The 18,050-nt window shown below is 71.9% G+C and carries 19 protein-coding genes and 1 tRNA gene; 4 read left to right on the top strand and 16 right to left on the bottom strand.

Features of this window, described 5'->3' with window-relative positions:
• Positions 1-22: 22 nt before the first annotated feature.
• The 5 genes from groL to GJQ66_RS04165 all read right to left on the bottom strand — a co-directional run bounded on the left by groL (position 23) and on the right by GJQ66_RS04165 (position 4,021).
• The gene (groL, locus tag GJQ66_RS04145) at positions 23-1,645 is read right to left on the bottom strand and encodes a chaperonin GroEL (protein WP_155048086.1); all 1,623 of its coding nucleotides are present in this window, start codon (positions 1,643-1,645) and stop codon (positions 23-25) included.
• 184 nt (positions 1,646-1,829) lie between these two features.
• A complete protein-coding gene (locus GJQ66_RS04150) occupies positions 1,830-2,033 on the bottom strand; it encodes a cold-shock protein (protein ID WP_155048087.1) in 204 nt (67 codons plus the stop codon).
• Positions 2,034-2,152: 119 nt separating this feature from the next.
• On the bottom strand, positions 2,153-2,698 hold the full coding sequence (locus tag GJQ66_RS04155) for a LytR C-terminal domain-containing protein (RefSeq protein WP_196215807.1): 546 nt from the start codon (positions 2,696-2,698) through the stop codon (positions 2,153-2,155).
• Positions 2,699-2,720: 22 nt separating this feature from the next.
• On the bottom strand, positions 2,721-3,005 hold the full coding sequence (locus GJQ66_RS04160; protein WP_155048091.1) for a DUF3263 domain-containing protein: 285 nt from the start codon (positions 3,003-3,005) through the stop codon (positions 2,721-2,723).
• 47 nt (positions 3,006-3,052) lie between these two features.
• Positions 3,053-4,021, bottom strand: a complete 969-nt coding sequence (locus tag GJQ66_RS04165; RefSeq protein ID WP_155048092.1) for a DUF2332 domain-containing protein — start codon at positions 4,019-4,021, stop codon at positions 3,053-3,055.
• A 74-nt stretch (positions 4,022-4,095) separates the two neighbouring features.
• Between GJQ66_RS04165 and msrB the strand changes: the two genes are divergently transcribed.
• Positions 4,096-4,497 (top strand): peptide-methionine (R)-S-oxide reductase MsrB, encoded by a 402-nt coding sequence (gene msrB, locus GJQ66_RS04170; protein ID WP_155048094.1) that lies wholly within the window; start codon positions 4,096-4,098, stop codon positions 4,495-4,497.
• Here the strand turns inward: msrB and GJQ66_RS04175 are convergent.
• The 5 genes from GJQ66_RS04175 to GJQ66_RS04195 form a co-directional block, all read right to left on the bottom strand.
• Positions 4,481-5,440: a DMT family transporter gene (locus GJQ66_RS04175; protein ID WP_155048096.1), complete on the bottom strand. Its 960-nt coding sequence runs from the start codon at positions 5,438-5,440 to the stop codon at positions 4,481-4,483. The two genes, msrB and GJQ66_RS04175, sit on opposite strands and share 17 nt — an antisense overlap.
• Positions 5,441-5,466: 26 nt before the next feature.
• Positions 5,467-6,210, bottom strand: coding sequence for a phosphoadenylyl-sulfate reductase (locus GJQ66_RS04180; protein ID WP_155048097.1), 744 nt, complete (start codon positions 6,208-6,210; stop codon positions 5,467-5,469).
• On the bottom strand, positions 6,207-7,928 hold the full coding sequence (locus GJQ66_RS04185) for a nitrite/sulfite reductase (protein ID WP_155048098.1): 1,722 nt from the start codon (positions 7,926-7,928) through the stop codon (positions 6,207-6,209). Before GJQ66_RS04185 ends, GJQ66_RS04180 begins: the two co-directional genes overlap by 4 nt.
• A gap of 115 nt (positions 7,929-8,043) precedes the next feature.
• Positions 8,044-8,116 (bottom strand) — tRNA-Thr (locus GJQ66_RS04190).
• 27 nt (positions 8,117-8,143) lie between these two features.
• On the bottom strand, positions 8,144-9,004 hold the full coding sequence (locus tag GJQ66_RS04195; RefSeq protein ID WP_196215808.1) for a thioredoxin domain-containing protein: 861 nt from the start codon (positions 9,002-9,004) through the stop codon (positions 8,144-8,146).
• Between the two features lie 234 nt (positions 9,005-9,238).
• Between GJQ66_RS04195 and GJQ66_RS04200 the strand changes: the two genes are divergently transcribed.
• Positions 9,239-10,342, top strand: coding sequence for an ABC transporter ATP-binding protein (locus GJQ66_RS04200; protein ID WP_155048100.1), 1,104 nt, complete (start codon positions 9,239-9,241; stop codon positions 10,340-10,342).
• A gap of 65 nt (positions 10,343-10,407) precedes the next feature.
• Here GJQ66_RS04200 and rlmB read toward each other — a convergent pair whose 3' ends face one another.
• The 4 genes from rlmB to GJQ66_RS04220 form a co-directional block, all read right to left on the bottom strand.
• Entirely contained in the window at positions 10,408-11,379 is a 972-nt protein-coding gene (gene rlmB, locus GJQ66_RS04205) for a 23S rRNA (guanosine(2251)-2'-O)-methyltransferase RlmB (RefSeq protein WP_155048101.1), read from the bottom strand.
• Entirely contained in the window at positions 11,372-12,754 is a 1,383-nt protein-coding gene (gene cysS / locus GJQ66_RS04210; RefSeq protein WP_368732649.1) for a cysteine--tRNA ligase, read from the bottom strand. Before cysS ends, rlmB begins: the two co-directional genes overlap by 8 nt.
• A gap of 31 nt (positions 12,755-12,785) precedes the next feature.
• A complete protein-coding gene (ispD, locus tag GJQ66_RS04215; protein WP_368732650.1) occupies positions 12,786-13,982 on the bottom strand; it encodes a 2-C-methyl-D-erythritol 4-phosphate cytidylyltransferase in 1,197 nt (398 codons plus the stop codon).
• A gap of 65 nt (positions 13,983-14,047) precedes the next feature.
• Complete coding sequence (locus GJQ66_RS04220; RefSeq protein ID WP_155048103.1) at positions 14,048-14,533, bottom strand: CarD family transcriptional regulator; 486 nt, start codon at positions 14,531-14,533, stop codon at positions 14,048-14,050.
• Between the two features lie 162 nt (positions 14,534-14,695).
• Here GJQ66_RS04220 and GJQ66_RS04225 point away from each other — a divergent pair, with 162 nt between their 5' ends.
• Positions 14,696-15,229: a DNA modification methylase gene (locus tag GJQ66_RS04225; RefSeq protein WP_196215809.1), complete on the top strand. Its 534-nt coding sequence runs from the start codon at positions 14,696-14,698 to the stop codon at positions 15,227-15,229.
• A 63-nt stretch (positions 15,230-15,292) separates the two neighbouring features.
• Here GJQ66_RS04225 and GJQ66_RS04230 read toward each other — a convergent pair whose 3' ends face one another.
• Both GJQ66_RS04230 and GJQ66_RS04235 read right to left on the bottom strand, forming a co-directional pair.
• Positions 15,293-15,976 carry a response regulator transcription factor gene (locus GJQ66_RS04230; protein WP_155048104.1) on the bottom strand — a complete coding sequence of 228 codons (684 nt, stop codon included), beginning with the start codon at positions 15,974-15,976 and terminating at the stop codon, positions 15,293-15,295.
• Positions 15,973-17,166 carry a cell wall metabolism sensor histidine kinase WalK gene (locus GJQ66_RS04235; protein WP_155048105.1) on the bottom strand — a complete coding sequence of 398 codons (1,194 nt, stop codon included), beginning with the start codon at positions 17,164-17,166 and terminating at the stop codon, positions 15,973-15,975. The genes GJQ66_RS04230 and GJQ66_RS04235 overlap by 4 nt, the downstream gene beginning before the upstream one ends.
• A 194-nt stretch (positions 17,167-17,360) precedes the next feature.
• On the opposite strand from GJQ66_RS04235, the gene phoU reads away from it, so the two are divergent.
• Entirely contained in the window at positions 17,361-18,044 is a 684-nt protein-coding gene (gene phoU, locus GJQ66_RS04240; RefSeq protein WP_155048106.1) for a phosphate signaling complex protein PhoU, read from the top strand.
• The last annotated feature ends 6 nt before the right edge of the window (positions 18,045-18,050 follow it).

Raw genomic sequence — 18,050 nt, forward strand, 5'->3', positions numbered from 1 at the left:
GCCGCCGGAGCGGGAGAAGGACTTAGAAGTCCATGCCGCCCGCGTCGGGGCCGCCCGCGGCCGGCGCGGCCGGCTCGGGCTTCTCGGCGACGACGGCCTCGGTCGTGAGGAACAGGCCAGCGATCGACGCCGCGTTCTGCAGAGCCGAACGCGTCACCTTGGCGGGGTCGATGATGCCGGCGGCCAGCATGTCGACGTACTCGCCCGTGGCGGCGTTGAGGCCCTGGCCGGTCGGGAGCTCCGCGACCTTGGCGGCCACGACACCGGGCTCGAGGCCCGCGTTCAGCGCGATCTGCTTGAGCGGCGCCTCAATGCCGACGCGCACGATCTTCGCGCCGGTCGCCTCGTCGCCCACGAGCTCGAGCTTCGCGAACGCGGTCGAGGCGGCCTGCAGGAGCGCGACGCCACCACCGGGGACGATGCCCTCCTCGACGGCCGCCTTCGCGTTGCGAACGGCGTCCTCGATGCGGTGCTTGCGCTCCTTGAGCTCGACCTCCGTCGCGGCACCCGCCTTGATGACGGCGACGCCGCCCGCGAGCTTCGCGAGGCGCTCCTGGAGCTTCTCGCGGTCGTAGTCGCTGTCCGTCGCGTCGATCTCGCGGCGGATCTGCGTCACACGACCCTCGATCGCCGACGCCTCACCGGCGCCCTCGACAATCGTCGTCTCGTCCTTCGTGACGATGACCTTGCGCGCACGGCCGAGCAGCTCGAGGTCGGTGTTCTCGAGCTTGAGGCCGACCTCCTCCGTGATGACCTGGCCGCCCGTGAGGATGGCGATGTCCTGGAGCTGCGCCTTGCGGCGGTCGCCGAAGCCCGGCGCCTTGACGGCGACGGCCTTGAAGATGCCGCGGATCTTGTTGAGCACGAGCGTCGCGAGCGCCTCGCCCTCGACGTCCTCGGCGATGATGACGAGCTCCTTGCCCGCCTGCATGACCTTCTCGACGACGGGCAGGAGATCCTTGATGTTCGAGATCTTCTGGTTCGCGATGAGGATGTACGGGTCCTCGAAGACGGCCTCCTGGCGCTCCGGGTCCGTGACGAAGTACGGGTTCAGGTAGCCCTTGTCGAAGCGCATACCCTCCGTGAGCTCGAGCTCGGTGCCGAAGGCCTGAGCCTCCTCGACCGTGACGACGCCCTCCTTGCCGACCTTGTCGATCGCCTCGGCGATGAGCTGGCCGATCTCGGGGTCGGCGGCGGAGATCGAGGCGGTCGCGCCGATCTCCTCCTTCGACTCGATCTCCTTGGCGTTCGCGAGCAGCTCGGCGGTGATGGCCGCGACGGCCTTCTCGATGCCGCGCTTCAGGCTGATGGGGTCAGCGCCGGCCGCGACGTTGCGGAGGCCCTCACGAACGAGCGCCTGCGCGAGGACCGTGGCCGTCGTCGTGCCGTCGCCGGCGACGTCGTCGGTCTTCTTCGCGACCTCCTTGACGAGCTCCGCGCCGATCTTCTCGTACGGGTCGTCGAGCTCGATCTCCTTGGCGATCGACACACCGTCGTTCGTGATCGTGGGGGCACCCCACTTCTTCTCCAGCACGACGTTGCGGCCGCGCGGGCCGAGCGTCACCTTGACGGCGTCGGCCAGCTGGTTGAGGCCGCGCTCGAGGCCACGGCGGGCCTCCTCGTCGAAAGCGATCATCTTTGCCATGTGTTGTCGTCCCTCCCGGACGTAGGCGTGTGGTCTTTAGCACTCAGTCGCACTGAGTGCTAAGAGCATTCTGGCACTCGACCAGGGAGAGTGCAAACCTCTTCGCGCGGACGCCGCACGAACGCCGCCGGCGCCTCGCGTGGGTTCACGCGAGGCGCCGGCGGCGCGACGATGAGGGGGAGTCTCAGACGACCCGGACGGTCTCGGCCTGCGGCCCCTTCTGGCCGGAGCCGACGGTGAATTCCACGGCCTGCCCCTCCTCGAGAACGCGGAAGCCGCTCATCTCGATGTTGGAGTAGTGCACGAAGACATCCTTCCCGTCGGCGTCGACGGTGATGAATCCGTATCCCTTCTCGGCGTTGAACCACTTCACGGTGCCCTGCGTCATGCTCACTCCTGGTGCTGCGAACCTCCCGGCGTGGCGCCGGGGATGGGAGCGATGCTATCCGCGCGGATCCGCGGTTTCCGGCCGATCGGCGAAGGATTGACGGCGCTGACGCGAGGTGTTTACTCTTCCGAAACACGGTCGAGGCCGACGACGATCGTGAGGCCGCCGTCGCTCATCGCCGCGAACTCGTCGTTCTCCTGCACGACGTCGATCTCGAGCGCGTCGGCCAGGCCCTGCGCGGCCGCCTGATCCTCCGCGTCTGCGTAATAGACCGTCGTGTGCTGGAAGTCGTTGACGTCGGAGTTCAGGGGGACGATGTCGCTCTCGTCCCACCCCGCGTCGCGCACCGCCTCCTGCACCGCGGCGGACGCCTCGGCGTCCGCCGTTCCGTTGAGGACGAGGACCGTGTACGAGGTGTCGATCTCCGACGGGGAGGGCGTCGCCACCGCCGTCTGGCTCGACGACGGGAGGCGGATCGAGTCGGTGCTCGACAGCGCGAGGAAGGCCAGGATCCCCGCCCCGGTCAGCACCGCCACAACGAGGAGCCACCACAGGAGCACGACGACCCACCGGAAGCGGGGGCGCGGCGCGCGGTGGGCGCCGACCCGCGCGGGGTCCTCGTCGACGTCGTCGAAGCGGTCCTGCGGGAAGTCGGTCTGCGGCACGCGGGTCATGGTAGCGGGCCCGTCAATGGAGCAGCCGCGCGCGGCGCGCTGCGCGGGCGTCGCGCAGGCGGCGCAGCCGGCCGATCAGCAGCGGCGCGTGCGCCTGGGCGCGGGGGTCGTCCGTCAGGCGCGCGAGGACCTGGTAGTAGCGCGCGGGCTCCATCCCGAAGCGCGCGCGGAGGGCCTCCTCCTTGGCGCCGTCGTGCTGCGGCCACTCCGCCTCGAAGGCGAGGATGGCGCGCGAGCGCTCGTCGAGCCCGCCCTGCTCCGCCCCGGGACGTGGGGCGCCGAGGTGCACGTCAGACATGTCTCGAGGGTATGCGCCCTCCCCCGCGCGTCCGCCCAGACACGCGGTCAGGCGGGCGCGATCCACCCACCGAGCGGATCCGTCGCGGCGATCGGGGCGCCGTCGAGGGCGAGCACGAACCCGGGCCACGCCTCCGCGTCGATCGGCGCCGTCCACGCGTCGTGGAGGCGCGGGTGATCGATCGTGATCCACCGGGCGTCCAGGTCGCGGATCTGGGAGATCAGGCGCTCGCGCGCGGGACGGGGCAGGTGCGGAAGCACGCCCGGCGTCGTGACGACGAGCGTCGCGTCCGCGGGCGCCCTGGCGGCCAGCGACGCGAGTACACCCTCCTCTGCCGCGTCCGCGGCGAGGATCTCGGGCGGATTCGCCGCCGCGATGTCGAGCGCGCCCGCGATCCGCCGCGCGCGCTCGTCCTCGCCCGGCCAGACGAGGCCCTCGATCCACGCGCGGTCCTCCCCGCGACGCGCGTCGCGGGGCTGCGGGTCGATGCCCGCCCGCCAGACGATCTCGGGGATCCGCTCGGGTGCGGCGAGGCCCCCGCGCAGCTCGGAGGTCAGCACGACGGGACCGGATCCGAGGAGCCGCGCGCCGCCGCCCGGCTCGACGAATCGGTAGGCGTAGCGGTCCGGAAACAGGCAGAGACCGGCCGACGCGCCGACCTCGAGGAGCGCGACGCGCCCCGGGATGCGCGCGAGCGCGAACGCGAGCGGCGCGCACCGGAGCGGCTCGTTGGTCTGGGTCGTGCGCGCGGCGCACTCGGCCACGATGCGGTCGGCGTGGGCGCGCACGAACGCGGCCCACGCGTCGTAATCGGCGGGCGCCCCGAGCATGCGCGTCACGGCGAACACGACGGGCGGCTGCCGGTGGGGCGCGGGAAGCGGTGCGAGGATCGCCGCCGTCTCCGGATCCGCCGCGAGCCCCGCGGCCCACTCCGCGTACCGGGCGCTGCGCCCGGGCGCCTCCTCCCGCGCGAAGCGGTCGTAGCGCTGGAGGACGTCGGCGAGGGCGGGATCCATCCGCCCATTCTCGCCCGCGTCACGGCACGTCACGGGCCGCGCCCGCCCCGCGCGGCGCGTCGTATCCTGGGGGCATGGCATACGAGGTCGAGAAGTCCGAGGACGAGTGGCGCGCCGAGCTAAGCCCAGAGCAGTACGCGGTGCTGCGCGAGTCGGGCACGGAGCGCGCCTGGACGGGCGAGCTCCTGGACGAGGAGCGCGCGGGCCTCTACACGTGCGCGGGGTGCGGCGCCGAGCTGTTCCAGAGCGGCACGAAGTTCGACTCGCACTGCGGGTGGCCGAGCTTCTACGAGTCGGTGCGCCCCGACGCGGTGCAGCTGCTCGAGGACAACAGCCTCGGCATGCAGCGCACCGAGGTGCGGTGCGCCGCATGCGGCTCGCACCTCGGGCACGTCTTCCCCGACGGCTTCGGCACGCCGACGGGCGACCGCTACTGCATGAACTCGCTGTCGCTCACCTTCACCCCCGAGTCCTGAACCCCCGCCTCGGCGCGATCGCCACGGCGACGCCCGCCGCGGCCAGGACGATCATGGCCGCCTGGCGCACCGGGTCCGGGTCCGCCTCGGGCGGCCAGACGAGGTCGAACACGACCGACGACGCGAGCATGCCGACGACCGACCCGAGGGTCATGACGAGCACGCCGGTCCGCGGCGTGAGCGCCGCCGAGATGAAGATGTAGGTCACCCCGAGCACGCCGCCCGCGTACACGGCGGGCGCGGTGGGGAACTGTTCGGGCCACCCGCGGACGGCGACCGAGAACCCGGCGACGACGGCGAGGAGCGCCGTTCCGCCGGCGAAGTTGACGGCCGTCGCGGCGAGCGCGGATCCGGCCCGCTGCCGCAGCCTCCCGTTCGTCGCGGTCTGCCAGGAGACGCCGACGCCGACGAGGAACGGCAGCGCGAGCATCCAGGCCGGGACGGATCCGACCGCGCCGCCGAGCGAGACGACGACGGCCGCGACGACGAGCGCGGCGCCCACGAGGCGGCCCGGGGTCACGGGAGTAACGCCCGCGGGGCTGTACCCCGTGCGGTCGAGGACGAGCCCGCCGACGGTCTGCCCCGCGATCATGCCGACGGAGAACAGCGCCACGCCGATCGCGCCGACCGTCAGGCCCTGCGTCGCGACGCTGAAGGCCCCGGCCGCGCCGCCGCACAGGAGCCACCAGTCGAGGCGCCCCGCGCGCCGCTCGGCGACGATGCGCTTCAGGCCCGCGCGCCCCGACGGCAGCGCGAGCCCGAGCACGACGAGGACCGCGAGGCCCGAGCCGAAGGAGATGGCCGCGGCGAGGAACCCGTCGGCGAGGACGGCGCCCAGCTCGCCATTGAGGCGCGCCTGCAGGGCCGTGAGCGCGCCGACGGCGACGGCGCCCACGACGCCGACGACGAGCGCGACGATGCGCGCGGACCCCGAGCGTTCCATGACCTCTCGAGGCTACAGGCGGCTGCTCAGATCACGTGGATCCCGCACTCCACCTTCGCCGTGCCCGCCCAGCGACCGGACCGCGGATCCGCGCCCTCGGCGACCGGCTGCGTGCACGGCTCGCAGCCGATCGACGGGTATCCCGCCCCGAGAAGGAGGTTCATGGGCACGCCGTGCTGCGCCGCATAGCCGTACAGCTCGTCGCTCGTCCACGCCACGAACGGGTTGACCTTCACGAGCCCGTTCTTGTGGTCGAAGGTCACGAGCGGGGCCATCGTGCGCGTCGCGGACTCCTCGCGGCGCACGCCCGAGATCCACACCTCGTATCCGCGCAGCGAGTCGCGCAGCGGCTCGACCTTGCGCATGGCGCAGCAGTACTCGGGGTTCGAGGCGAACAGGTCGCGCCCGTAGGCGGCGTCCTGCTCCGCGACCGAGAGGCTCGCGGTGACGTCGACGACGCGGATGTCGAGCTGGCGCTGGGCCTCGTCGCGCGTCGCGAGCGTCTCGACAAAGTGGTAGCCGGTGTCGAGGAACAGCACGTCGACACCCGGGATCCGCTGCGAGACGAAGCGGGGCAGCACGGTGTTGGCCATCGAGGAGGCGACCGCGACGGCGCCCGGTTCGAAGGTCCGGGCGACCCACGCGATCGCCGCCGCCGCGTCGACCTCGCGATCCGTCCCGCTCCCGAGCTCCACGACGGCCTCGCGCGCGAGGACCTCGAGCTCGTCGGCGGTACGCCGCGTGGCCCGCGGCGCGAGGCTCACGCTCATGTGAGCACCTCGTCGTCGACCCGGTGCGCCCACTGCGCGAAGGACTCGCCGCCCTCGCGGCCGTCGGCGTAGCGGCGCGCGACGCGCTCGACGTAGTCGGAGATGCCGTCCGCCGTGACCTTCAACCCGCGCACCGTGCGGCCGAGACCCGCCTCCTCGCGGTCGGGCGAGGCGAGGCCGCCGCCCAGGTGCACCTGGAAGCCCGGGACCTGGTTGCCCGCGTCGTCCGTGATGATCTGGCCCTTCAGGCCGATGTCGGCCGTCTGGATCCGCGCGCACGAGTTGGGGCAGCCGTTGACGTGCAGCGACAGGGGCGCCGGCAGATCGGTGTCGGCGAAGCGCTCCTCCAGATCGCGCACGGCGCGCTCGGCGGTGTCCTTGGTGTCGACGATCGCGAGCTTGCAATACTCGATGCCGGTGCACGCGATCGTGCCGCGGCGGATGAGGCTCGGGCGCGCGCTGAGCACGAGCCCGTCGAGGCCCGCGATGAGCGACTCCGTCCGGTCCGCCGGAATGTCGAGGATCACGAGCTTCTGGTGCGGCGTCGTGCGCAGGCGCGCGGATCCGTGCTCCTCGATCAGGTCGGCGAGCGCCGTCAGCCGCTCCCCCGACACGCGCCCGACGATCGGCGTCGCGCCGACATAGACCCGGCCGTCCTTCTGCGGGTGCACGCCGACGTGGTCGCCGGGCCCCGTCGGCCGCACGGGCGCGGGCCCGTCGGCCAGGCGGTACCCGAGGTATTCGGTCTCGAGCACCTCGCGGAACTTCGTCACACCCCAGTCGGCGAGGAGGAACTTCAGGCGCGCCTTGTTGCGCAGGCGACGGTAGCCGTAGTCGCGGAAGATGCGCACGACGCCGTGCCAGACGTCGGCCACCTGGTCGGGCGCCGCCCAGGCTCCGAGCCGCTCGCCGAGGCGCGGCACGGTGGCGAGCGCGCCGCCGACCCACACGTCGTATCCGACGCCGTACTCGGGGTGGGTCACGGCGACGAACGCGACGTCGTTGATCTCGTGCACGACGTCCTGGCTCGGGTGGCCCGTGATCGCCGTCTTGAACTTCCGGGGCAGGTTCGCGAGGTCCGGATCCCCGATGAAGCGCTCCGTGATCTCGTCGATCTGGGGCGTCGGGTCGATCAGCTCCTCCGAGGAGATGCCCGCAACGGGGGACCCGAGCACGACGCGCGGCACGTCGCCGCACGCCTCGGTGGTCCCCAGCCCGACCGCCTCGAGGCGCCGCCAGATCTCGGGCACGTCCTCGACGCGGATCCAGTGCAGCTGGATGTTCTGCCGGTCGGTGAGGTCCGCGGATCCGCGCGCGAACTCCGTGGAGATCGTGCCGATCACGCGCAGCTGCTCGGTCGTGAGCTGGCCGCCGTCGATCCGGACGCGGAGCATGAAGTATTCGTCCTCGAGCTCGTGCGGCTCGAGGGTCGCGGTGCGCCCGCCGTCGATGCCGGGCTTGCGCTGCGTGTACAGCCCCCACCACCGGAAGCGGCCGTGCAGGTCGGTCGGGTCGATCGACGCGAACCCGCCCTTCGCATAGGCGTTCTCGATGCGCGCGCGGACGTTGAGCCCGCTGTCGTCCTGTTTGAACTGCTCGTTGGCGTTCAGCGGCTCCGTGCCGTCGATCTTCCACTGCCCGTGCGGCTTGCTCGCGCCCCGCTGCGCGCGCGTGCGCGCCCCGCGCCCCGACGCCGCCTGGTTCGTGTCCTCGCTCATCGCCATCCCGTCCTTCGCCCGCCCATGGAACGAGCCTAAGGAGCGCCGCCGCGCCAGGCGCGGCGCGTGACCCTCTGTGACGAAATGCGGCGTCGCGGGCGCCGCGGTGTGACGGTGCCGGCTGCCAGGTTCGAACTGACGACCCCCTGTTTACAAGACAGGTGCTCTACCAACTGAGCTAAGCCGGCGGGGCCCCGAGCGGGGCGGGATCCACCCTACTCGGCGTCGGCCGAATCGCCCGTGTCGCCGTAGTACAGCTCGCTCTGCACGGTGAGGAGGAACTGGCTGAATTCCGCGGCGTCGTCGAACGCGCCCTCGTACTCCATGCCGTCGACCAGCACCATCGCGTCGCCGGTCAGCGCGACCCCGTCGGTGCCGGGAAGCTCGCCATCGAGCGCGCGGGCCGTCGCCTCAGACACCCACGGGGTGTAGGTGTGGTCGGCGATGCAGCCGCCCAGGCCCTCGGCGCCGGATTCCTCGGCCAGGTCCGCGAGCTCCTCGTCGGTGTAGCCGTCCGTGTCGGGCTCCGGCTGATTCGTGAGCAGCGCCGTGTTGAATGCGCGGAACGTCTGCGGCGCGTCCGAGACGACGCACAAAGCGGCGCCGGCGGCGCGCGCCGAGTACTGCGTGCCGTTCGACTGCCCCGACAGCAGGGAGAGCGGGTGGTAGGCCACCGTCACGACGCCCTCGTCGACCAGCTCGAAGATCGCCGGCGCGAGGTTCTGCTCGATGTCGCCCGCGTCCGGCGAGAGGTAGTCGACGTAGATCTCGATGTCGATCGGGTCCGCGACGGTCTCCGGCCGCTCCTCCTCGGGGAGGAGAGAGATCATGTCGACGGCGTCGCCCGTGACGTTGTTGGGGGTCACGACGGGGCGGTCAATCTCCGGCGAGACCTCGCGCCAGATCCACCAGGCGGCGGCGCCGACGGCGACGATCACGACGAGCGCGATCACGGCCCAGCGGATTAGCCGCCGGCGGCGGATCCGCGCCTTCACGGCCGTCGCCTTCTCGCGCAGCGCCTCGCGGCGCGCGCCAGGCGCGGAGTTCTCGGGGAGTTCGGGCGTCTCATTCGTCATGATCTGGTGGGTCTCCTCGGTCCGCCAGGTGCGGACGACAACCCCGAAAGCATAGTGACGACCGCTGGGAAAGGGCCAGGTACGCGGGATATCCGGATCCGCGCTGGCGCGCCACGTGACTCCCATGCAATACTCAGGCCAGGCCCAATGACGGGCCCGCGGTACGCTCCGGCGCCCCGCTTCCATTCACAACGGATCGTCCGGCACGTACCTGCCGGTGAAGGAGAAACAGTCATGGCCACTGTGACGTTCGACAACGCCACCCGCGTCTACCCGGGCGGCGTCCGCCCCGCGGTCGACAAGCTCAACCTCGAGATCGGCGACGGCGAGTTCCTCGTCCTCGTGGGCCCCTCCGGTTGCGGAAAGTCCACCTCGCTCCGCATGCTCGCGGGCCTCGAGGAGGTCAACGACGGCGCCATCCGCATCGGCGATCGCGACGTGACCGACGTGCCGCCGAAGGACCGCGACATCGCGATGGTCTTCCAGAACTACGCCCTCTACCCGCACATGACGGTGGCCGACAACATGGGCTTCGCGCTCAAGATCGCGGGCGTCAGCAAGGAGGAGCGGGCCAAGCGCGTGCAGGACGCCGCGAAGCTCCTCGACCTCGAGCCCTACCTCGACCGCAAGCCGAAGGCCCTGTCGGGCGGTCAGCGCCAGCGCGTCGCGATGGGCCGCGCGATCGTGCGCGAGCCGCAGGTGTTCCTCATGGACGAGCCGCTGTCGAACCTCGACGCCAAGCTCCGCGTCCAGACCCGCACGCAGATCGCGTCGCTGCAGCGCCGCCTGGGCGTCACGACGGTCTACGTCACGCACGACCAGACCGAGGCGCTCACGATGGGCGACCGGATCGCGGTCCTCAAGGACGGCGTCCTGCAGCAGGTCGGCACGCCGCGCGACCTCTACGAGAGCCCCCAGAACGACTTCGTCGCCGGGTTCATCGGCTCGCCCGCCATGAACCTCTTCCCCGCCGACATCGCCGAGGGCGGCGTCACGGTGGGCACCCAGGTCGTGGGCGTCGAGCGCCAGGCGCTCGGCCGCGCGCACGGCTCGAAGGTCCGCATCGGCGTGCGCCCCGAGGACTTCGTCGTCGCGGGCCCGGGCCAGCCGGGCCTCAGCGTCAAGGTGGACCTCGTCGAGGAGCTCGGCGCCGACGGGTACCTCTACGGCCACACCGAGATCGAGGGTGAGAACGTCGAGCTCGTCGCGCGCGTCGACGGCCGCGACCACCCGATGGCCGGCGACACCGTCACGCTCTCGCCGACGCCCGGCCGCGTGCACGTCTTCGACGCGGAGACGGGCGAGCGCCTGATCGACAAGGCCATCGCCTCCGCGTAACACCCGCGGGACACGACGAGGGGGACGGCGCCAGGCGCCGTCCCCCTCGTCGTGTCTGCGCCGGGTCAGCCCTGGGCGGCGCGCAGAGTCGCCACCTGATACAGCGCGACGCTGGCGGCGATCCCCGCGTTCAGCGACTCGGCCGCGTCCGAGATCGGGATCGATACGATCTGGTCGCACGTCTCGGCCACGAGCCGCGACAGGCCGTCGCCCTCGCTGCCGATGACGAGCACGAGCGGCCGGTCGGACAGCTCGACCGCCGGCATCTGAACGTCGCCGCCGCCGTCAAGGCCCAGCACGAACACGCCCTGCTTCTTGAGCTCCTTCAGCGTCGACGTGAGGTTCGAGGCCATGGCAACCGGCACGCGCGCCGCGGCGCCCGCGCTCGTCTTCCACGCCGCCGAGTTCACGCCCGCCGAGCGGCGTTGCGGAATGATGACGCCCTGGCCGCCGAACGCCGCCGTGGAGCGGATGATCGCGCCGAGGTTGCGCGGATCCGTGATGCCGTCGAGCGCGACGAACAGCGGCGTGGATCCCTGCTCGAGGGTCTGCTCGAGCAGGTCCTGCGGGTGCGCGTACTCGTACGGCGGCACCTTCAGCGCGACGCCCTGGTGCACGCCGTCGAAGCCCGCCATGCGGTCGAGCTCGGGTCGCGTGACCTCGAGCACCGCGAGCTCGCGCTTGCGGGCGAGCGCCAGCATCTCCTTGACGCGGTCGTCCATCTCGACGCGCTGCGCGACGTAGAGGGCGGCCGCTGGGATCCGCGTGCGCAGCGCCTCGAGCACGCTGTTGCGGCCCGTCACATACTCGTTGTCGTCGTTCGGGCGGCGGCGCGGGGCCGACGAGCGCTGCTGCGGCCGCTTGGCGGCCGAGCGCTCCGCGAGCTCCCGGCGCTTGTGCGCCTTGTGGTAGACGCGGTCCTCCGCCTTGGGCGTGGGACCGCGGCCCTCGAGCTTCTTGCGCCCCTGGCCGCCCGACCCCTTGGTCGCGCCCTTCTTGCCTTTGCCGCCCGCGCCGGGCCTGCCTGGCTTAGCCATCGATGCTCCAAACCGTTCCATCGGAAGTGTCTTCGAGGGTGACCCCCGCGGCCGCGAAGTGATCGCGGATCCGGTCGGCCGTCGCCCAGTCCTTGTCGGCGCGCGCCTCGGCGCGCTGCGCGATGAGTGCCTCGACGAGGGTGGCGAGCGCGTGCCCCTCGGCCCCGCCCGCGGGAGCCGCGCTCCCCGGCTCGTCGAACCCGAGGATCTCCATCATGCCCGACACGCCTGAGAAGGCGCCACGGGCCGCGTCCAGATCACCGCCGTCGAGCGCCGTGTTTCCGGCGCGCACCGTCTCGTGCAGGACCGCGAGCGCCTGCGGCACGCCCAGGTCGTCGTCGAGCGCGTCGGCGAACGCGCCGGGGATCTCGGGGTCGGTCGTCCCCAGCGCGCGCTCCGCGCGGGCGCGGAACCCGTCGATCCGCTCGAGCGCCGCGGCCGCCTCCTCGAACGCCTTGTCCGAGACGTCGAGGCTCGAGCGGTAGTGCGCGGCGGCCAGCGCGTAGCGCACGACGCGCGGCGCGCGATCGCGCAGCACGTCGGCCGCGAGCGTGAAGTTGCCGAGGGACTTCGACATCTTCTGGCCGCCGACGGTGACGAGGCCGTTGTGCACCCAGTAGCGCGCGAACGCGTCGCCCGCCGCGCCGGACTGCGCGAGCTCGTTCTCGTGGTGCGGGAAGCGCAGGTCGAGGCCGCCGCCGTGAATGTCGAACTCCCCGCCGAAGTACCGGCGCGACATCGCGGAGCACTCGATGTGCCACCCGGGCCGCCCCGGTCCCCACGGCGAGTCCCAGCGCGCGCTGTCGGGCTCGCCCTCCTTCGCCGCCTTCCAGAGCGCGAAGTCGTGCGGATCCCGCTTGCCCCGCGGATCCGCCTCGCCGTCGTCCGCCATCGCGTCGACGTCCTGCCGCGTGAGCGCGCCGTAGGACGGCCAGGAGCGCACGTCGAAGTAGACGTCTCCCCCGGCCGCGTACGCATGACCGCGGTCGATGAGCAGGGCGATGAGCTCCTGCATCTGCGGAATCGAGGCGGTCGCGCGCGGCTCGTAGGTCGGGGGCAGGATCGACACGGCGTCGTACGCCGCCTGGAACTCGCGCTCGACCCGGTAGGCGAGCGCCCACCACGGCTCGTCGGCCGTCGCGTTCTGGAGGACCTTATCGTCGATGTCGGTCACGTTGCGCACGACGGTGACGCGGCCGAACCGGTGGGCGAGCCACCGCCGGAGCAGGTCGAACGCCAGCGCGGCCCGCACGTGCCCCACGTGCGGACCCGACTGCACCGTCGGGCCGCAGACGTACATCGTGACGTTCCCGTCGTCGAGGGGAACGAAGTCGCGAGGCGCCTGCGCGCGCGTGTCATAGAGCCGGACTGCCACCCGCCCAGCCTATCCGCGCGCGCCGGCGCCGTCAGGCGCGCGCCACGAGCGCGACGGCGATCGCCTGGACCCCCTCGCCCCGCCCCGTGAAGCCCAGCCCGTCGGTCGTGGTCGCGGACACGGACACGGGCGCGCCGAGCGCGTCGGTCAGCGCGCGCTCCGCCTCGCCGCGGCGCGGCGTGAACTTCGGCCGGAGAGCCTGGACCTGCACCGCGACGTTCTCGACGCGCCAGCCCGCGCGCGACAGGATCCGCGCGGTCTCCGCGAGGAAGGCGTCGGCGTGCGCGCCCGCGAACTCGGGCCGGTCGGTGCCGAAGTGCGTGCCGATGTCCCCCAGCCCCGTGGCACCCAGCACCGCGTCGACGATCGCGTGCGCGACGGCGTCCCCGTCCGAGTGCCCGGACAGCGCGGGCTCCCCCGGCCACGCGACGCCCGCGAGCCAGAGCTCACCGCCGCCGCCGAAGGCGTGCACGTCGGTTCCCACGCCCACGCGCGCCGCGGGCGCGGGCGCGGGAGGCCGCACGCCCGGGAGCGGATCCGCGGACACGAGCGCGCGGGCGCGGTCGAGATCCGCGGGCGTCGTGATCTTGAACGCCAGCGGCGAGCCCGCGACGCTGTCGATCTCGTGGCCCGCCTCGGCGACGAGCGCCGCGTCGTCGGTGAACTCGGTGTGCGCCCGCTCGTACGCCGCCACGAGCACGTCGCGGCGGAATCCCTGCGGCGTCTGCGCGGCCGCGAGCTCCGAGCGATCGACGACCCCCGTGATCGTGCCCGCGTCGACGCGCTTGATCGTGTCGACGACCGGGAGCGTTGGCACGGCGCCGTGGCCCGTGCGTCGCACGGCGGCCGCGACGCGGTCGATCGCGTCGCCGGGGGTGAGGGCGCGCGCGGCGTCGTGCACAAGCACGATCTCGATGTCGGCCCAGACGCGGGAGAGCCCCGCGGCGACTGAGGCCTGGCGCGTCGCACCGCCAGCGACGACCGTGACGAGCTCGCGCCGCGGGCCGGCCGCCTCGTGCGCGTCGGCGAGCGCCGTGCCCACGCGCTCCTCCGGGGCGACGACGATCACCTGGGCGGGCTCGGCGTCGAAGACCCCGCGCAGGCAGTGCCGCAGGATCGTGTGTTCGTCGAGTCCGACGAATGCTTTGGGCGCGCCTCGCCCCAGGCGGGTCCCGCTGCCGGCGGCGACGACGATGATGGCGGTACGAAGGGGCGCTGCGGTGCTCACGTTCCACACAGTAATCGCCCCGCCGCCCGAAAGCGGGCGGCGGGGCGATCTGCGCGCGGGGCGGCTCAGCTGCTGGCGAGCGCCTCGTCGAGGATCGTGGCGGCCTCCGCCTCGGAGACCTCCTTCGCGAGCGCGAGCTCGGACTCGAGCACCTGCCGCGCCTTCGCGAGCATGCGCTTCTCACCAGCCGATAGGCCGCGGTCCTGGTCGCGGCGCCAGAGGTCGCGCACGACCTCGCTGACCTTGATGACGTCGCCGGAGGCGAGCTTCTCGAGGTTCGCCTTGTATCGGCGCGACCAGTTGGTCGGCTCCTCCGTAAACGGCGCCTTGAGAACGTCGAGAACCTGGTTCAGGCCATCCTCCCCGATCACGTCGCGAACACCCACGAGGTCGACGTTGTCCGCCGGAACCTCGATAACCAGGTCGCCCTGCGTGACGTTGAGCTTGAGGTAGGTCTTCTCCTCGCCCTTGATGACTCGCGTCTTGACTTCGGTAATGGTTGCTGCCCCGTGATGGGGGTAGACGACGGTCTCGCCAACCTCAAAAAGCATATAGATTACGTCCTTCCCGGCCTCACCCAGTTTACCACAGCCGCATATGCGCTAGGATTCCCGCTCCTGTCCGCCAGGGACCCTCGGGAGCACCCCCGTCGACCCTCTAGGATGGAGGGGAAGGCCCGCAGCCGGGCGGTGCCTGCACCACCTGGAGGATCCGTGAAATCGCGCATCATCGCGTCCCTCGCCCTTGGCGGCACCGTGCTCCTGGCGGCCTCTGGCTGCGCAGCGATCACCCCTCAGGCCACGACGTTTTCCTACACGGCGTCCGATGGCGTCAACGTTCCCGACGCCGAGGACTCCGCGGTCGCCGTGCGCAACGCGCTCGTCGTCGCCGACGCCGACGGCGCCGAGGGCAACTTCGTCGCCGTCCTCATCAACGACGGTGAGGACGACGCGCGCCTCAACCTCGACTGGACCTCGGGCAACGCCGCCATCACCGTCCCGGCCGGCGAGACGATCAGCCTCGGCGGCGACGCGGATCCGATCCTGATGAGCGCGCTCGACACGATGCCCGGCAACACGCTCAGCATGTACGTGCAGGCGGGCGCGGCCGAGGGCACGACCGTCGAGATCCCCGTCCTGAACAACTGCCTCACGGAGTACGCGGAGCTCGCGCCGAACGACTCGGCCACTGACCGCGAACACTGCGAGCCCGTCTCCGAGGTCGAGACCGAGTCCGAGGGCCACTGACGCTTTCCGGAAACACCAGGGGCCGCCCGCGCGATCGCGCGGGCGGCCCCTGGTGTTTCCGGGTCAGCCCTCGAAGCGGTACCCGAGGCCGCGCACCGTCACGAGCATGACGGGCTGGGACGGCACGCGCTCGATGCGCGCGCGGATCCGCTTGATGTGCACGTCGAGCGTCTTCGTGTCGCCGAAGTAGTCGGAGCCCCACACGCGATCGATGAGCTGGCCGCGCGTGAGCACGCGACCCGTGTTGCGCATGAGGAGCTCGAGAAGCTCGAACTCCTTGAGCGGCATGTTGATCTGCTCGCCGTCGACGGCCACGGTGTGCCGGTCGATGTCGAGCGTCACCCGGCCGCCCTCGAGGACGTGCTCGTCGAGGTCCTCCTCCGCGGTCGCCGAGCGCCGCAGGACCGCGCGCATGCGGGCGAGCAGCTCCCGCGACGAGTAGGGCTTCGTGACGTAGTCGTCGGCCCCGAGCTCGAGCCCCACGACGATGTCGACCTCGCTGTCCTTCGCCGTGAGCATGACGATCGGCACGGCCGACGTGGTGCGGACCTGGCGGCAGACCTCGGTCCCGGGGATCCCGGGGAGCATGAGGTCGAGGAGGATGACGTCGGCCCCCTGCTCGCGGAACATCCGCAGGCCCTTCTCCCCGTCGTCCGCGATCTCCACCTCGTACCCCTCCCGCTGCAGCAGGTAGGCGAGCGGATCCGCCAGGTCGGGTTCGTCCTCCACGAGCAGAACGCGCGTCATGCGATGTCTTCCTTTCCGGTCGCGGGCGCCTTCTGCGCGCGCTTCTTCCGTCGTTTGGGCTTCTCGGGCGCGGCCGGCGGATCCGCGAGCGGCAGGCGGATCGTGAAGGTCGACCCATGCCCCTCGCGCGACCAGAGCCGCACCTCGCCGCCGTGGCGCTGGATCGCGTGCTTCACGATCGAGAGCCCGAGGCCCGTGCCGCCCGTGCGGCGGGAGCGGGCCTGGTCGGCGCGGAAGAAGCGCTCGAAGACGCGCTTCTGGTCGTCCTCCGCGATGCCGATCCCTTGGTCGGTCACGGCGATCTCGACCGCGTTGTCGACGCCGCGCACGCCCACGCCGACGTGCGACCCGGCGGGCGAGTACGCGATGGCGTTCGAGACGAGGTTGCTCACGGCCTCGATGAGGACGCGGCCGTCGCCGTGCACGAACAGGCCGCGGTCCCCGCCCACGACCAACTCGACGTTCGCGCCCGCGGCGGTCACCTGCTGCGCCTCGACGGCCGCGTGCACGACCTCGTCGACCGCGACGTCGCCGACGTCGATGAGCTCGTCGGCCGCCTGCAGGCGCGAAAGGTTCATGATGCGACCGGTCAGCTGCCCCAGCCGGTCGGCCTCCGCCGACATCCGCTCGGAGAAGCGCCGCACCTGCTCCGGGTCGTCCGCCGCCATCTCCAGCGCCTCGGCAAGGAGCGCGATCGCGCCGACGGGCGTCTTGAGCTCGTGGCTCGTGTTCTGGATGAAGTCCTGGCGCATCTGCTGCAGGCGCTCCTGCTCCGAGATGTCCCGGACGGAGACGAGGATGAACCCCTGGCCGATCTGCGCCGAGCGCGCGACGACCAGCCGCGGCTCGCGCGAGATCCGGCCCGCGCGGATCCGCATCGTCTGCGCCTCGGACATGCCCGCGTGCCGCGCCTCCTTCATGAGGTCGCGCAGCTCCTCCTGCTCGAGCCGCTCCCCCGCCACGGCGCCCACCCATGTCGAGGACGGCGAGGTGGCCACGACGATGCCGGACGGATCCGTCACGATCGCCGCGTCGTCGAGCACATCGAGCATGGCGGTCACGGCCTCGGGCAGCCGCGGATGCGCCTCGGCCTCGGCGCGCTGGCGCGCCCGCATCGCGGCGACGACGACGATCGTCAGCAGAGCACCGATGAGCGCCCCCACGAAGAGGGCGAGCAGAGCTGCGGGCATGTCTACAGGGTAAAGTCTTCGCACGCCCCCGTGTGCACGCGGGGCACGCGATCGCGCGGGCGGGGAGACGAGTGTTCACGCGGGTTCCACCGCCCGTTAACGTTCGCTCGACACAATCGCCGCCGCCGTGCGCGACGCTGGGCGAAGCCGCCCGGCCGCCGCAGGAGACACCACGACCCGAAAGGCCTTCCACAATGCGGGAAGTGTTCCACGACACCCTCGAAGACATCCAGAACCGCCTCGTCGAGATCTCGGAGCTCGTGACGGAGGCGATCCAGAAGGCCACGCAGGCCTTCGCCACGGGAGACGTCGCGCTCGCCGAGGAGGTGATCGCGAACGACGACACGATCGACCGCCTGGTCATCTCGACCGACGAGATCGCGATCGAGACCCTCGCGATGCAGCAGCCCGTCGCGCACGACCTGCGCGTCATCATCACCGCGCTGCGGGCGAGCGCGTCGCTCGAGCGCATGGGGGACCTCGCCGAGCACATCGCCCAGCTGGTGCGCTCGCGCTACCCCGAGCGCGCCATCCCCGCGGGCCTGAAGCGCACGTTCGTCCGCATGGGCGAGCTGGACGTCGAGGTCGCGCAGACGCTGACGCGCCTGCTGCGCACGCAGGACCTGCAGTTCGCGACGAAGATCCGCGACACCGACGACGACATCGACGAGCTGCACGCGTCGGTGTACGAGCGCGTGCTCGGCGACTCGTTCGCGGGCGAGATCCCGGGCGCGATCGACGCGACCCTCGCGAGCCGGTACCACGAGCGCTTCGCCGACCACGCGGTCTCGGTCGCGAAGAAGGTCGTCTACCTCTCGACGGGCGACTGGTCGGGCCACGACGACACGCAGATCGAGATCGTCGACCGCGAGGCGTAAGCCGCC

The organism is Microbacterium sp. ZXX196 (assembly GCF_009709595.1).
In the GTDB taxonomy this organism is placed as follows: domain Bacteria; phylum Actinomycetota; class Actinomycetes; order Actinomycetales; family Microbacteriaceae; genus Microbacterium; species Microbacterium excoecariae.